Genomic DNA, 13,173 nt, shown 5'->3' with positions numbered 1-13,173 from the left:
GATTGTACTACACAGGCGCATCCGTCTGGCGGGCCAGACGCGGGATCCCGGCACGCACGCTCGCGGACTCATCCGCGTGAAAGGATGACGTCATGCCGCGAACACCGATGGCGCTGCTCTCCCCCGCCGACCAGGAACGACGCCTCGCGCTGCGTCGCATGAAGGCCGTGGCGCTCGGCGCACTGATCTTCATGGCGGTGCTGTTCGTGATCGCGTTCTGGCTGCAGGAACGGCAGCCGTGGCTCGGCTACGTGCGCGCAGCCGCCGAGGGTGGCATGGTCGGCGCCCTCGCCGACTGGTTCGCCGTCACCGCGCTGTTCCGTCGCCCGCTCGGGCTGCCCATCCCGCACACCGCGATCATCCCCAGCCGCAAGGACGAGATCGGCCGCTCGCTGGGCGAGTTCGTCGAGACCAACTTCCTCGAGGGTTCCGTCGTACGCGCGAAGCTGTCGACCACGGCGATCGCACAGCGCGCCGGGGAGTGGCTGCGCGAGCCCGCGCACGCCGAGCGGATCGCCGCCGAGGGCTCGACCATCGCGACCGCCGTGCTCAATGCGCTCAGCGACGACGACGTCCGCGACCTCATCACCGACCTCGCGCGCGAGCACCTCGTCTCGCCCGAGTGGGGGCCGCCCGCCGGCGCGTGGCTCGAGAAGATCGTCGAGGCCGACGCCCATCACGGCGCTGTCGACCTGGCCGCCGACAGCATCGGACGCTGGCTCGATGCGAACGCCGCCTCGTTCTCGGGCCTCATCTCGCGCCGTCTGCCCGGCTGGGTGCCCAAGCTCGCTCACCGCTTCGTCGACGACACCGCCTACAACGAGGCGGTCAAGTTCATCCGCGCCGTACAGGCCGACCCGCGGCATCCGGCCCGGATCGCGGTCGACGGATACCTCGCTCGCCTCGCGGACAGTCTGCAGCACGACCCCGCGACGCGCGCCAAGCTCGAGAACGCCAAAGCGTCGCTGTTCGACAGCCCCCGCGTCGGCGCCCTCGCCGCCGAAGCGTGGAACACCGCCAAGAACGGCCTGCTCACGGCTCTCTCCGACCCCGAGAGCGGGCTTCGGCGTCGCGCGGCCCAGGCGTTGCAGGAGATCGGCGACAGGCTGACGACGGATGCCGCGCTGCAGCGCCGCGTCGACACCTGGGTGTCCGACGCCGCAGTCTTCCTCGTCGACCGCTATCGCCACGACATCGCATCGATCATCACGGACACGGTCGAGCGCTGGGACCCGGCGGAGACGACGGAGAAGATCGAGCTGATGGTCGGCCGCGACCTGCAGTACATCCGGCTCAACGGCACGGTCGTCGGCGCCCTCGCGGGGCTCGCGATCTTCACCGTCGCGCACGCCCTCATCCCCGGAGCCTGACAGGAGACACGCGCATGGTGCTCTCGCACGAACTCGTGATCGTCACGGTCGTGCACGCCCTCATCCCCGGAGCCTGACAGGAGACACACGCATGGCGCTCTCGCACGATCCCCTCTGGCCGCGCGCCGGATCCTGGCCCGCGTTCGACGACGCAGCCGACGCGGTCCTGCTCGGCGTCCCCACGTGGCGCACCTCTCTGTCGCCGACCGGCGCGCACGCGACGCCGGCGGCGATCCGCGAGGCCCTCCCCCGCTACGGCGCGACGCTCATGGGACCGCCCGCGGTCGACCTGGACGAGGTGCTGCGCATCGCGGATGCCGGGGACATCGTCGAGCCGGACGGCGACGAGGGCGAGGCGGCGACCATCGCTCGCGTCCGTGAGCTGTCGGACGCCGCACGCCTGGTGATCGCGCTCGGCGGCGACAACTCCCTCACCTACCCCGTGGCGCTCGGCTCCCGCGCGACCGGCCTGATCACGATCGACGCGCACTTCGACCTGCGCGACGGCGTCTCGAACGGCACCCCCGTGCGACGACTGGTCGAGGACACTCCGACCTCGGCATCCGTCGACACGGCAGGGATCGACCCGGCGCGCATCGTGCAGATCGGCATCGCCGACTTCGCGAACTCCGCAGCCTACGCCCGCCGAGCCGCCGACTGGGGCATCCGGGTCATCACGCTCGACGAGGTGCGCCGCCGAGGCCTCGACGACGTCGTCGCTGAGGCGCTGGAGGTCGCGGGCGCAGGGCGCGATCCCCGCGTCCACCTCGACATCGATGTCGACGCGTGCGACCGCTCCGTCGCCCCCGGCTGCCCCGCGAGCGTGCCCGGCGGCTTCGCGGCGTGGGAGCTGCGGGCTCTCAGCCGAGCGATCGCGTCGGATGCCCGTGTCGTCAGCGCCGACCTCGCCGAGGTGGATGCCACCGCGGATGCCGAGGACGCACGCACCGTCCGTCTCGCGGCGCTGTGCGTGCTGGAGCTCCTCGCGGGGCTCGCCGTCCGCTGAGCCGAAAACGGGCTCGTACCGTCACCCTCAACGGAATCCATGGCCCTGGCGACACCCCGCCGACGAGCCGAACGAGCACGCCCTCGACCATAGGATCGAAGGAGTCTGCTCGCGGGTGAGCCCCGCGAACGGCGATCGTTGGCGAATGAAGGGAACTCCTGTGACGGTGAGATTGATCCACGTCGGACTCGGCGGATGGGGCGGCAACTGGGCGCGCAACGTGGTGCCGAACGAGGAGTTGATCACGGTCGCCGCGCTCGTGGAGCCCGACCAGAAGACGCGCCGCACCGTGCTCGCGGAGCTCGGCCTCCCCGACGCCCTCGGCTTCGCGTCGCTCGCAGCGGCTCTGGACGCGGTCGAGTCGGATGCGGTGCTCCTCACGACCCCGGCCGTCACGCACGCGCCGCTGGCCCGCGAGGCCCTCGCCGCCGGCAAGCACGTCCTGGTCGAGAAGCCGTTCGCGGCCACCGCCGAGGAGGCCGCCGCTCTCGTCGCGACCGCGGATGACGCCGGGCTGCTGATCCACGTCAGCCAGAACTACCGGTACTATCCTGCTCCGCGGGCCGCGCGCGACCTGCTCGCGCGGGGGGCCGTCGGCGAGGTCGTGTCCATCGACATCGACTTCCGCCAGTGGGACAACGACCTCGCGGTAGGCGCGCATCCGCACTACGCGTTCCCGCATCCGCTGCTGCACGACATGGCGATCCACCATTTCGATCTTCTCCGGATGGTGACCGGGGAGGAGGCGCGCGCCGTCTTCGCGAAGTCCTCCGCACCGTCGTTCAGCAAGTACGACGATGAGGCCGCCGCCGCCGTGATCATCGAGCTCGACAGCGGCATCACCGTGTCGTACCGCGGCAGCTGGGTCAGTCGCGGCAAGCCCACGGGGTGGGCCGGAGAATGGCGGATCGACGGTGCCGACGGGGAGATCTTCTTCACCAGCAGGCTCGGCCCCATCGAGGATGGTGCAGGAGACGTCGTCGAGGTACGCGACGTCGCATCTGCGGAGCGCCGAGCGTTGCCGCTCGCCGCGACCGGACTCGTCGACCGCGCGGGGAGCCTGCACGCTTTCGCCCACGACATCCTCACCGGCGAGTCGACCGGACACCACGGGCGCGACAACGTCGGCAGCATCGCCCTCATGGAAGCGGCCACCCGCTCCGCGGAATCCGGGCTCTTCGAAGCCGTCATCGTCCCCACCCCACTCGACGACCGAAAGGAGCAGGCACATGCCTGACACCGCACTCAGGGTTCTCGTCTGGAACGAGAACCTGCACGAGACCACCAGTCACGAAGCCACGCTGCGGAACTACCCGGACGGCATCCACTCGACCATCGCCGACGGCCTCCGCGAGACCCTCGGCGACGACGTCGTCGTGACGACCGCGACCCTGCAGGATGTCGAGCACGGCTTGTCCGAGGAGACCCTGGCGCACACCGACGTCCTGCTGTGGTGGGGACACATCGGACATGACCAGGTGTCCGACGAGGTCGTCGACCGGGTGCACCGCCACGTCCTCGAGGGCATGGGGATCCTCATCCTCCACTCCGCCCACTACTCGCGCATCTTCCAGCGGCTGATGGGCACGTCCTGCGCGCTGAAGTGGCGCAGCGACGGCGAGCGCGAACTCGTCTGGACGATCGCGCCCCGGCACCCCATCGCCCAGGGCGTCCCCCACCCCATCGTCATCCCCGCGCAGGAGATGTACGGGGAGCACTTCGACATCCCCGAACCCGAGGAGACGATCTTCCTCTCGACGTTCGCGGGCGGTGAGGTCTTCCGCTCCGGCGTCACCTACACGCGCGGCTACGGGCGCGTGTTCTACTTCTCGCCCGGCGACCAGGACTTCCCCGTCTACCACCACCCCGATGTGCGCCGCGTGCTCGCGAACGGCGTGGAGTGGGCGCGCCCCACGGTGGCGCGCACGCCGTTGACCGCCGACTATCACGCGACCGACTGGTTCCTCCACGGCGAGCGCTGAGCCTGTGCACGAAGAAGCCCCTCCGAGCGAACTCGGAGGGGCTTCTTCCTCGGTGGACCTAAGGGGATTCGAACCCCTGACCTCCTCGATGCGAACGAGGCGCGCTACCAACTGCGCCATAGGCCCTTGATGTCCTCAACGTTATCACGACGAGGGACGTGTCCGCGCCGCGCAGGTCACCCGGCGGCGCGACGGGCGAGCATCTCGCGGACGTGCGCCTCGATCTCCGCATCGTCGACGAATCCCATCGCCGCGTAGGGCGAGGATGCTGCGGGCTCCTTCGCCGCCGGAGCGGGAATGCGCACCGGGGCGGCCGGAGCCATCCGCTCCGCCCTCTCCCGCAGCTCGGCGAGACGAGCGGCCTTGCGCATCTCCTCCTGCGCGTCGATCTCGGCACGAGCGACCTGCGCACGGGAGCCGGCGACCGACACGAGGGGTTCGGGAAGCCGACGCGGCGTCCACGTCGCGGGTCCCTGGTCGTGCAGGGGCGGCGACACGCGCTCCTCGACGCGCGGCTCGCTCACCACTGTCCGGCGCACGGCGCGTCCCGCGACCGAAGCCATCCGCTGGAGCAGAAGAGCGGCGACGACGACCGTCACGCCGCCCAGCCACACGAGGATCTGAGTCTGTGCGACGACGAGCTGCCAGACGCCCAGACCCGTGACGGCGAGTCCGGCCAGAAGCAGGGTCGTGGCGGCCACCCGCACGCGCCGACGCGCCCGCGCCTGACGGACCACGGGGTCGGCCTTCGCGGCAGCGAGCTGCTGCCGGAGCGCGACGAGCTCCGCCGCCTCCTTCTCGGACTGCAGCCGCTTCGCGAGCTTCTGCTGCGCGAGTGCGGTGCGGGCGTTGAGCTCGAGGCGCACCTCATCGGGGGTCTCGCTCGTCTCGGCGAGCACACGCAGCGCCTGGTTGAGCCGCACGGCGTTGCGTTCGGCGGCGTCGTACTGGAAGCGTCCGCGCCACGACGGCAGCAGATAGAGCAGCCACAGGAGCACGGCGACGAGAACGATCACTCCCCCGCTCAGCACCGGCCCGTCCATGTCGACAACGGTACGGGAGTCGGGTTCGTCCGCCCGTGCAGTCGGGGCGCGTGTCGCGGGCGGGTTCGCCTCAGATGGTCAGACGGTCCGAGGGCGGGATGTCCGCGGCGTGCAGCGGAGCCTCTCCGCCCAGCCACCGCGCGAGCACCCCCTGGGGCACATCCTCCCTCGTCAACGCGAAGGCATAGTGGTCTCGCCAGTCCCCGTCGATGTGGATGTAGCGCCGACGGAGACCCTCGTACCGGAAACCGAGCTTCTGCACCACGCGCAGGCTCGCAGCGTTCTCGGGGCGGATGCAGATCTCCATGCGGTGCAGTCCGTACTCCGTGAAGCACGCGTCGGTCGCGAGCGCCACCGCGGTCGGCGTGATGCCGCGTCCGGCGAAGCGCTCGCTCACCCAGTAGCCGATCGTCGCCGAGCACAGCGACCCTCGCGCGACGCCCCACACGTTGAGCTGGCCGGCGATCTCGCCGTCGTACTCCATGACGAACGGGTATCCGGCGCCGTCGCGGTACTGCTGCAGGAGACGTCGGATGCTCAGGCGCATGTCGAACGACACCGAGCCGTACGGCACCGTCGCCTCCCACGGCTGCAGCCAGGCACGGTTCGACAGCAGCTCGTGCTGCAACGCGCGCGCGTCGCGCGAGCGCACCAGACGCAGTTCGATCGCGCCGTGCCGCATCCCCGTGGCCTGTTCCATTCCCGCGTCCCGACGCCGCGCAGCGCCTAGAGGCGTTCCGCGAACTCCTTGAGCCAGGGACGCAGCTCGGGGCCGAGATCCTCGCGGTCGGCGGCGAGCTGGACGATCGCCTTGATGTAGTCGACGCGGTCACCCGTGTCGTAGCGACGCCCGCGGAAGACCACCCCGACGACGCCCGGCCCGTCGGGGTCGGTCGCGAGGACCTGCAGCGCATCGGTCAGCTGGATCTCGCCGCCCTTGCCCGGCTCGGTGCGCTCGAGGACGTCGAACACGGAAGCGGGCAGCACGTAGCGTCCGATGATCGCGAGGTTCGAGGGCGCGTCCTCCTGCGCCGGCTTCTCGACAAGACCGGTGATGCGCACGGCATCCGATCCTTCGATGTCCTCGACGGCGGCGGCGCCGTACATGTGGATGCTGGACGGATCCACCTCCATGAGGGCGATCACGGCGGCGCCGGTGCGTTCGTGTTCGGCGATCATCTCGGTCAGCAGCGGGTCGCGCTCGTCCATGAGATCGTCGCCGAGGAGGACCGCGAAGGAACTGTCGCCGACGTGGGTGCGCGCGCGCAGCACGGCGTGGCCGAGTCCCTTGGGCTCGCCCTGGCGGACGAAGTGGATGTCGGCGAGGTCGCTCGACTTCATGACACGCTCGAGGCGACCGGTGTCACCCTTCTCCATGAGCTTCACCTCGAGCTCCGGCACGGAGTCGAAGTGGTTGGAGATCGCGTTCTTGTTGCGGCCGATGATCACAAGGATGTCCTCGATCCCGGCGTTCGCGGCCTCCTCGACCACGTACTGGATCGCCGGCTTGTCGACGACGGGCAGCATCTCCTTCGGCATCGCCTTCGTCGCTGGCAGGAATCGCGTGCCCAGTCCTGCGGCGGGGATGACGGCTTTGATCTTGTGGTGGCCCATCTCCACAGCCTACCGGGGCCGCCGCCGTAGACTCGGAGGCATGTCGAACGACGTCGAGCACGAGAAGCGTGCGCTGCGCGCCGAGCTTCGCGAGCGGCGTCAACTGCTGAGCGATGCGCAGCGCGAGAGCGCCGCCTCCGCGATCGCGTTGCGCCTGGACGAGCTGGTCGCCCAGCTCGGCGCGGAGTCGATCTCCTGTTTCCTGTCCACCACGACAGAGCCGGGAACCCGCGACTTCGTCCTGGCCGCGGTGCGGCGCGGAATACGCGTCCTGCTCCCGGTCACCCGGGCCGACGGCCTGCTGGACTGGGCCGTCGCGACCGACGACGACGAGATCACCGAGGGCATGTACGGCCTCCCCGAGCCCACCGGAGAGCTCCTCGGACCGATCGCCGTCAACGACGTGGACCTCATGATCATCCCGGCGGCGGCCGTCGACCGCACCGGCATGCGCATGGGCTGGGGTCGCGGATACTTCGACAAGACCATCGGATCCATGGAGAAGTGCCCGCCCGTCTACGCGGTCATCTATGATTCCGAGGTGCTCGACTCCCTGCCGAGAGAGGTGCACGACCAGCCTGTCACGGGAGTCGTCACCCCCACCCGCACCCTTCTCCTGTCGCCCGAGCGACGCTGACACCCCCGAGGACCCATGCCCACCTACGCCTACGCCTGCCGCTCGTGCGGTCATGCCTTCGACGCCGTCCAGAGCTTCTCCGACGACGCGCTCACCGTCTGCCCCGAGTGCGGGGGCGAGTTGCGCAAGCAGTACGGATCGATCGGCGTGACCTTCAACGGCTCCGGTTTCTACCGCACCGATTCGCGCGGCGGGTCCGGCGCGAAGAAGGAGTCGAGCTCGTCGCCGTCTGGCTCGTCCTCGTCTGGCTCGTCCTCCTCCGGCGCGTCGTCGAGCTCGTCGTCCAGCGCTCCTGCGGCCCCGGCCGCAGCATCCTCGTCCTCCTGACCCCCGACCATCCCCCGATCTCACTGACCGAACGGAGAATCTCATGCTCAAGGGCTTCAAGGACTTCCTACTCCGCGGGAACGTCATCGACCTGGCCGTGGCCGTCGTCATCGGCACCGCGTTCACCGCGATCGTGACCGCGATCGTGAACAGCATCATCAACCCGCTCGTCGCACTGTTCTTCGAGGCCGACGCCACCGGGCAGTTCGGGCCGAAGGTCACGAACATCTACGGCAACGAGGTCGTGTTCCCTCTCGGGGACCTCATCTCGGCGGTCATCAGCTTCCTCGCGGTCGCCGCGGTCGTGTACTTCGTGTTCGTCCTGCCGATGAACACCTTCAAGAAGCATGTCGAAGCACGCAAGGGAACCCCGGCCGAGGAGCCGCAGGAGGAGCCCGCCGCCGCGACCGAGGCCGAGCTGCTCGTCGAGATCCGCGATCTGCTCGCGCGCAACGCCGCCCGCGACTGAGGACAGACGCGGAGCGGATCCGTCAGTAGTGCGGCGGGACGTCGCCGAGCATCCGATCGTCGTTCGGGCCTTTCGGGCCCTTCGGACCGGATGCCGGGGGCTCCCGCCGTTCTGCTGTCTCCGGCGCCGTATCGGTGCCGACCACCGGGGTGAGCCGCGCACGTCGCGCGCCCCGCACGCGCTCGACCTTCTGACGCGGCTCCGTCCGCCGCTCCGGTCGATGCGAGTCGTCAGTCATGGCGCGGATCGACGATGTCGATCGGCTGCGTGTCGTCCTCGGCGCGCACAGCCGTAGGCGAGATGCCCAGAACCCCGGCGATGCGCATCGCGGCGGTCACGGGGTCGCTGTAGAGGTCGAACGCGTGCACCCGCACGTAGTGCCATCCGAGCCGGCGGAGCACATGCGGGCGCAGTCGCAGGGTCTCGCGCAGCGACTCCCCACGGGTCTCGGGGTCGGACTCGATCACGACCGCCTTGCCTGCGTGCTGGGCGACGAGCGGCAGCAGTCCCCGGTAGTCGACGTCGACCGCTGCTCCGAGTCGGCGCAGTTCCCGCGCGAGAGCGAGGGTCAGCGGATCAGCGAGGTCCTCGAGCCGGGCCTCCCGACCGCGGACGGCGAGGCCGCCGAGGATCGACATCAGCGTGGCGGCGCCGAACTCGAGCCGGCCGTCGTCGAACGACGAAGGCCGGATCGACGACACGATCACCATCGAGCGCCGCGCGCGGGTCATCCCGACCGTGAGCAGACGCTCGCCGTCAGGCGTGGACAGGTCGCCGAAGTCGCTGAGCACGCGGCCGTGCTTCGTGAGGCCGAAGCCGAGGGAGAGGATCACACGATCCCGGCTCTCCGCGACCGATTCCTCGAGCGTCAGCACCGCGAAGGGCTCGGCCGTGTCGCGCCCGACGAAGTCGGCGACATCGGATCGTCCGGCGAACGCGGAGGTCACGGCGGCGCGCACGCGCTCGGCGTGACGTCGGCTCGCGGTCACGACCATGAGCGACTCCTCCGGACGGTGCACCGCGTGCTCGACGACGAGCGTGACCACGCGGGCGACCTCGGCGTCGGGGCTCTCGACAGCGCCGGAGATCGGATCCGGCGCTCCCACACCGCCCTCCACGTAGTCGACCGTGAGGCTGCCTCGGCCGAGATACGAGCCGGCCCACGGCAGAGACACGATCTCGCCGCCGTAGAACGCGTCGTTGATGAGCTCGACGAGGTCCTCGCCTCCCGCGCGATAGCTGCGGGTGAGGGTCATGACGGGCAACAGCTCCGACAGCCGCTCGAACACGGAGGTGTCGTCGAACTCGACCTCGGGCTCCCAGTCGGCTCCGGGGTCGACCGCGACGTGGAAGGGCGTCGGGCGCTGCGTCACGGGGTCGCCGAACGCGACGACCTGGCGGGCGCGGCGGATCGCCGGCGCGGCCTCGGCGAGGTTCACCGCGGCGGCGTCGACGAGCAGCACGGTGTCGAACTCGACGGAGTCGGGGATCTCGGGCACCAGGTACGGCGACGAGATCCAGACCGGCGCGAGCACGTCGACCAGGGTCGGTGCGGAGCTGACGATCTCGGCGGTGGTGGTGGTCGGCTGCTTGAGGGCGCGCCGCAGGTGCTGCGACTCCTGCGGCTCGTCGACGATCGCGATCCTCCACTGGTTCGCGAGCTGCCACGCGAGCAACGGACCGGCCATCGCCGCGTGGGCCTCGTCGACGAGGCGGAAGTCGCGCTCGAGACGATCGACCACGGCGGTGTTCGCGCCGAGCAGCGCCCGGTCGTCCTGCAGAGCGCGTTCGAGGAGGGATTGCCACCACGCGAACTCGAGCTCGTCGCCGACGCGGTCCTCCGCGACATGCCGCACCGAGAGCTCCGTGAGCAGGGGCTCCAGGCCGAGGTCTGCCAGGCGATCGCGCAGCTGCGCGCGCTCCACGAGGTTGTCGAACACGTCGGACTTGGCCGCCAGGCCCGCGAGCATGCGGACGAGCCGTGCGACCGGGAGCGTCGACAGCGGCTCACGACGTCCGAGCGCGGCGTCGAGTTCGGCGAGCTCGGCCGCGACACGCTGCCAGGCGACGTACACGTCGCCGAGGCCGAGCGGGATCTCGGGCGCGACGCCGGAATCGACGCACCGCTGCCAGTGGGTGCGCTGCGTCTGGATCCGCAGCAGGGCCTCGTGCATCTCGGTCACGTGCACGCCAGGGCGCACGTACTCCTTGGCCAGCCGCTTGAGGCGTCGACGGGTGGCGCTCGACATCCCCGGCGCGTCGCGCCGGGAGCCGTGAGCCTGGATCAGTTCGCCCAGCGGTCGCTCGAACACGGTCGGGCTGAATCGGTCGAGCGAGTCCCGGATGCCCTGCAGCAGCCGGAGGTACTCCCCCAGCTCGTCGATCGTCGCGAACGGACGCATGTGCGTCTGCGCGATCAGCGCGTATCCGCGCTCGAGCAGGGCGGGCACGCTGTCGGAGTTCAAGCGACCGGCGAGCTGATGGGCCGCGCGTGCCGCCTCGGTGCTCGTGAACGTGACTCCGTACCAGGGCGAGTCGTCCGGCCCGAAGCGGAACTCGCCCAGGCGCGCGGCCTGCGCGAGCGCGGCGCCGGCGGAGGCGCGGTCATCCGCGAGACGGCGCAGCGTCTCGGCGCTCAGTCGCGCGGTCGTGGAGGGCGGATGCGGCAGCGAGGCGAGCCGCGTCAGGTGGCGCGTCGCATCGAGCACCGTGGCCTGCGTGCCGGCGACGGGTGCGGTGAGCGAGCGGCGGTAGTCGCGGAGCACCGTGCGGAGGCGCACGAGCGCATCGTCCACGTCGGAGACCTTGGGGGCCGTGGCCTTCTCGTTGCGAACGATGGCGCGCACGAGGTCGCGGCGCACGCTGGCCGGCGACACCGCGAGGCTGTCGAGGCCGATGCCTGCGAGACGGTGACGCACGCCGTCGAGCGTCGAGCGCCGCGCCGAGACGACGAGCACGCGCTTGCCGCTGCGGACGAGCTCCCCCACGGCGTTGATCACGGTCTGAGTGCCACCGGTGCCCGGCAGCGTCGCGACCGTCAGCGAATGTCCGGCGGCGATGCGCGCGAGCACGGCCTCCTGCTCGGCATCCGCGTCCAGCAGCAGGTTGTCGGAGGCGGGTGCGCGGTCGTCCGGACCCGTGTGGTGCGGGGCGGGACGGCGTGCGGAGACCTGCTCGCGATCCCCTACGTGTCCGGCGAGGGCGTTGAGCACCGTGTGGTCGAGTGTCGATCCGTCGCGCGACATCGCCCCGCCGACGTCGGCGAAGGTCGAGACGACGAGGCGCGGCAGCACCGTGAACGTGTCGATCGAGCGCGTCGTGGTGCGCAGGCTGTCGATCACGGGCTGCGGCTTGAAGATGCCGCCGTCGTAGGCCAGTGCGGCGAGGGCTTCGGCGTCGATCGAGATGCCGAAGTGCTCGCGGGCGATGCGCACGAGCTCGGGGTTGACGTCGAAGGCCCCCTGCAGCTTGAGCTCGAAATCGGAGTGGTGACGGCGGATCGCGAGGGGACGCAGCAGGACGGGGGCAGCGAAGTCGGCGCCGCCGATGCGCCATCCGGCGACTCCCACCGCGAGATGCACGGCCTCGATCCCGCGCACGGTGCGCAGCTCCGTGTTCTTGGCGGTGATGCGCTCGGCCGCGAGACGGGCGGTGCGCAGGCCCACCTCGTCGCGGAAGAGGTTGGAGAGGAGGGTCGACTTGCCGGTGATGAACTGGGGCAGACTGCCCGGATGCGCCTTGGAGATGTCGATGCCGGACTCGACTGTGTCGCGGAACGTCACGAGGGGCGATGCGCCGCCGAGATCGGCGGCCTCGGCGCGCAGACGGGTGCGCTCGGCTTCTGCCGCGTGGGCGACGTCGACACCCGACAAGGAGTCGTGCAGTTCGCCGAGGGTCACCGAGGCGTCGGTCGCTGCGTCATCCGCAGACCTGCCTTCACGTCGCCACACACTCACACCCTAGGCGCGACCCGGCGAGACGGCGGTATCCCGGGCGGGTTTCACCGTATTTCCGCCGCTCTGCGCCCGCAGCGGCACCCGTACGACTCGCCCTTCACAGTCGACCGGTCGAGTCGGCTTCTCCCCCGCTGCGGGAACGACCGCCCGGAGCAGGTCCGAGCGCGAGGGTGGAACGCCAGGATGGAGTCATGACGTTCCGCTACGACTTCGCTCCGACGCCCTTCGGCGACGCCCTCGCGGTGTTCTCTGAGGAGGGCATCGTCCGCTTCGACCTCTCCGAGGCCGACGATCCGTCCGTCCCGTGGCTGCTCGAGGGCGTCGCACAGCGTCTCCGAGCAGTGCCGGAGGCGGACCCCGGCGCGGCCGGGGAGCTCACGGCACTGCTCGACGACTACTTCGACGGCGCCCCCGTGGCGTTCCACGAGCACCTCGCGCTCGACTGGCGCCTCGCCGAGGGCTTCACGCGACACGCGCTGCAGACCATCAGGACCATCTCGTGGGGCGAGACCGTGAGCTACGGCGAGATCGCCGTCCTCGCCGGCCATCCCGGCGCGGCGCGCGCGGTCGGCACGGCCTGCCGCAACACCCCTTTCTCCATCATCGTCCCGGTGCACCGTGTGGTCCGCTCCGACGGGTCGCCGGGGCACTATGGCGCGCACCCGGAGCGCAAGCGCTACCTGCTCGACCTGGAGAGCCACCGCTGACGCCGGTGCTCGTCGGACAGCAGGGACCGGAGACGACGAGGACCCCGACGTGTAGGCCGTCG

13 protein-coding genes and 1 tRNA gene are annotated in these 13,173 nt (G+C 70.5%); 8 read left to right on the top strand and 6 right to left on the bottom strand.

The genetic code is table 11. The features are described from left to right. Positions 1-92 precede the first annotated feature (92 nt). The 4 genes from AKH00_RS10765 to AKH00_RS10750 all read left to right on the top strand — a co-directional run bounded on the left by AKH00_RS10765 (position 93) and on the right by AKH00_RS10750 (position 4,358). Complete coding sequence (locus AKH00_RS10765) at positions 93-1,370, top strand: DUF445 domain-containing protein (RefSeq protein ID WP_050722686.1); 1,278 nt, start codon at positions 93-95, stop codon at positions 1,368-1,370. A gap of 91 nt (positions 1,371-1,461) precedes the next feature. Next, entirely contained in the window at positions 1,462-2,376 is a 915-nt protein-coding gene (locus AKH00_RS10760) for an arginase family protein (RefSeq protein ID WP_050722685.1), read from the top strand. 160 nt (positions 2,377-2,536) lie between these two features. Continuing rightward, on the top strand, positions 2,537-3,613 hold the full coding sequence (locus AKH00_RS10755) for a Gfo/Idh/MocA family protein (protein WP_235556740.1): 1,077 nt from the start codon (positions 2,537-2,539) through the stop codon (positions 3,611-3,613). After that, positions 3,606-4,358, top strand: coding sequence for a ThuA domain-containing protein (locus AKH00_RS10750; RefSeq protein ID WP_050722684.1), 753 nt, complete (start codon positions 3,606-3,608; stop codon positions 4,356-4,358). Before AKH00_RS10755 ends, AKH00_RS10750 begins: the two co-directional genes overlap by 8 nt. 53 nt (positions 4,359-4,411) lie before the next feature. Here the strand turns inward: AKH00_RS10750 and AKH00_RS10745 are convergent. From AKH00_RS10745 to galU, 4 genes are all read right to left on the bottom strand, one after another. Beyond that, a tRNA-Ala gene (locus AKH00_RS10745) sits at positions 4,412-4,484 on the bottom strand. A gap of 50 nt (positions 4,485-4,534) precedes the next feature. Continuing rightward, positions 4,535-5,401, bottom strand: a complete 867-nt coding sequence (locus AKH00_RS10740) for a hypothetical protein (RefSeq protein WP_050722683.1) — start codon at positions 5,399-5,401, stop codon at positions 4,535-4,537. A gap of 70 nt (positions 5,402-5,471) precedes the next feature. After that, complete coding sequence (locus tag AKH00_RS10735; RefSeq protein ID WP_050722682.1) at positions 5,472-6,083, bottom strand: GNAT family N-acetyltransferase; 612 nt, start codon at positions 6,081-6,083, stop codon at positions 5,472-5,474. A gap of 44 nt (positions 6,084-6,127) precedes the next feature. Continuing rightward, positions 6,128-7,015 carry a UTP--glucose-1-phosphate uridylyltransferase GalU gene (gene galU / locus AKH00_RS10730; RefSeq protein WP_050722681.1) on the bottom strand — a complete coding sequence of 296 codons (888 nt, stop codon included), beginning with the start codon at positions 7,013-7,015 and terminating at the stop codon, positions 6,128-6,130. A 40-nt stretch (positions 7,016-7,055) separates the two neighbouring features. Between galU and AKH00_RS10725 the strand changes: the two genes are divergently transcribed. From AKH00_RS10725 to mscL, 3 genes are read left to right on the top strand one after another with little or no spacing between them, the layout of a single operon-like run. After that, on the top strand, positions 7,056-7,652 hold the full coding sequence (locus AKH00_RS10725; RefSeq protein ID WP_050722680.1) for a 5-formyltetrahydrofolate cyclo-ligase: 597 nt from the start codon (positions 7,056-7,058) through the stop codon (positions 7,650-7,652). 15 nt (positions 7,653-7,667) lie between these two features. Further along, positions 7,668-7,979 (top strand): FmdB family zinc ribbon protein, encoded by a 312-nt coding sequence (locus AKH00_RS17665; protein ID WP_082297549.1) that lies wholly within the window; start codon positions 7,668-7,670, stop codon positions 7,977-7,979. 43 nt (positions 7,980-8,022) lie between these two features. Beyond that, complete coding sequence (gene mscL, locus AKH00_RS10720) at positions 8,023-8,448, top strand: large conductance mechanosensitive channel protein MscL (protein ID WP_050722679.1); 426 nt, start codon at positions 8,023-8,025, stop codon at positions 8,446-8,448. Positions 8,449-8,470: 22 nt separating this feature from the next. On the opposite strand, the gene AKH00_RS10715 is transcribed toward mscL, so the two are convergent. After that, positions 8,471-8,686, bottom strand: a complete 216-nt coding sequence (locus AKH00_RS10715) for a hypothetical protein (RefSeq protein ID WP_050722678.1) — start codon at positions 8,684-8,686, stop codon at positions 8,471-8,473. Continuing rightward, on the bottom strand, positions 8,679-12,398 hold the full coding sequence (locus AKH00_RS10710) for a DEAD/DEAH box helicase (protein ID WP_152926156.1): 3,720 nt from the start codon (positions 12,396-12,398) through the stop codon (positions 8,679-8,681). Before AKH00_RS10710 ends, AKH00_RS10715 begins: the two co-directional genes overlap by 8 nt. 197 nt (positions 12,399-12,595) lie before the next feature. Here AKH00_RS10710 and AKH00_RS10705 point away from each other — a divergent pair, with 197 nt between their 5' ends. Then, positions 12,596-13,111: a methylated-DNA--[protein]-cysteine S-methyltransferase gene (locus AKH00_RS10705; protein WP_050722676.1), complete on the top strand. Its 516-nt coding sequence runs from the start codon at positions 12,596-12,598 to the stop codon at positions 13,109-13,111. Positions 13,112-13,173: the final 62 nt, after the last annotated feature.

The sequence above is a fragment of the Microbacterium sp. GCS4 genome, from assembly GCF_001262495.1.
GTDB lineage: Bacteria > Actinomycetota > Actinomycetes > Actinomycetales > Microbacteriaceae > Microbacterium.
The sequence above is the reverse complement of the archived record's forward strand: the minus strand, read 5'-3'. Positions and strand labels throughout refer to the sequence as shown.

Bases quoted from the DNA above. Each gene is read 5' to 3' on its own strand.
- AKH00_RS10765 (WP_050722686.1), top strand. From the start codon at position 93: ATGCCGCGAACACCGATGGCGCTGCTCTCCCCCGCCGACCAGGAACGA.
- AKH00_RS10760 (WP_050722685.1), top strand. From the start codon at position 1,462: ATGGCGCTCTCGCACGATCCCCTCTGGCCGCGCGCCGGATCCTGGCCC.
- AKH00_RS10750 (WP_050722684.1), top strand. From the start codon at position 3,606: ATGCCTGACACCGCACTCAGGGTTCTCGTCTGGAACGAGAACCTGCAC.
- AKH00_RS10740 (WP_050722683.1), bottom strand. From the start codon at position 5,401: ATGGACGGGCCGGTGCTGAGCGGGGGAGTGATCGTTCTCGTCGCCGTG.
- AKH00_RS10735 (WP_050722682.1), bottom strand. From the start codon at position 6,083: ATGCGGCACGGCGCGATCGAACTGCGTCTGGTGCGCTCGCGCGACGCG.
- galU (WP_050722681.1), bottom strand. From the start codon at position 7,015: ATGGGCCACCACAAGATCAAAGCCGTCATCCCCGCCGCAGGACTGGGC.
- AKH00_RS10725 (WP_050722680.1), top strand. From the start codon at position 7,056: ATGTCGAACGACGTCGAGCACGAGAAGCGTGCGCTGCGCGCCGAGCTT.
- AKH00_RS17665 (WP_082297549.1), top strand. From the start codon at position 7,668: ATGCCCACCTACGCCTACGCCTGCCGCTCGTGCGGTCATGCCTTCGAC.
- mscL (WP_050722679.1), top strand. From the start codon at position 8,023: ATGCTCAAGGGCTTCAAGGACTTCCTACTCCGCGGGAACGTCATCGAC.
- AKH00_RS10715 (WP_050722678.1), bottom strand. From the start codon at position 8,686: ATGACTGACGACTCGCATCGACCGGAGCGGCGGACGGAGCCGCGTCAG.
- AKH00_RS10705 (WP_050722676.1), top strand. From the start codon at position 12,596: ATGACGTTCCGCTACGACTTCGCTCCGACGCCCTTCGGCGACGCCCTC.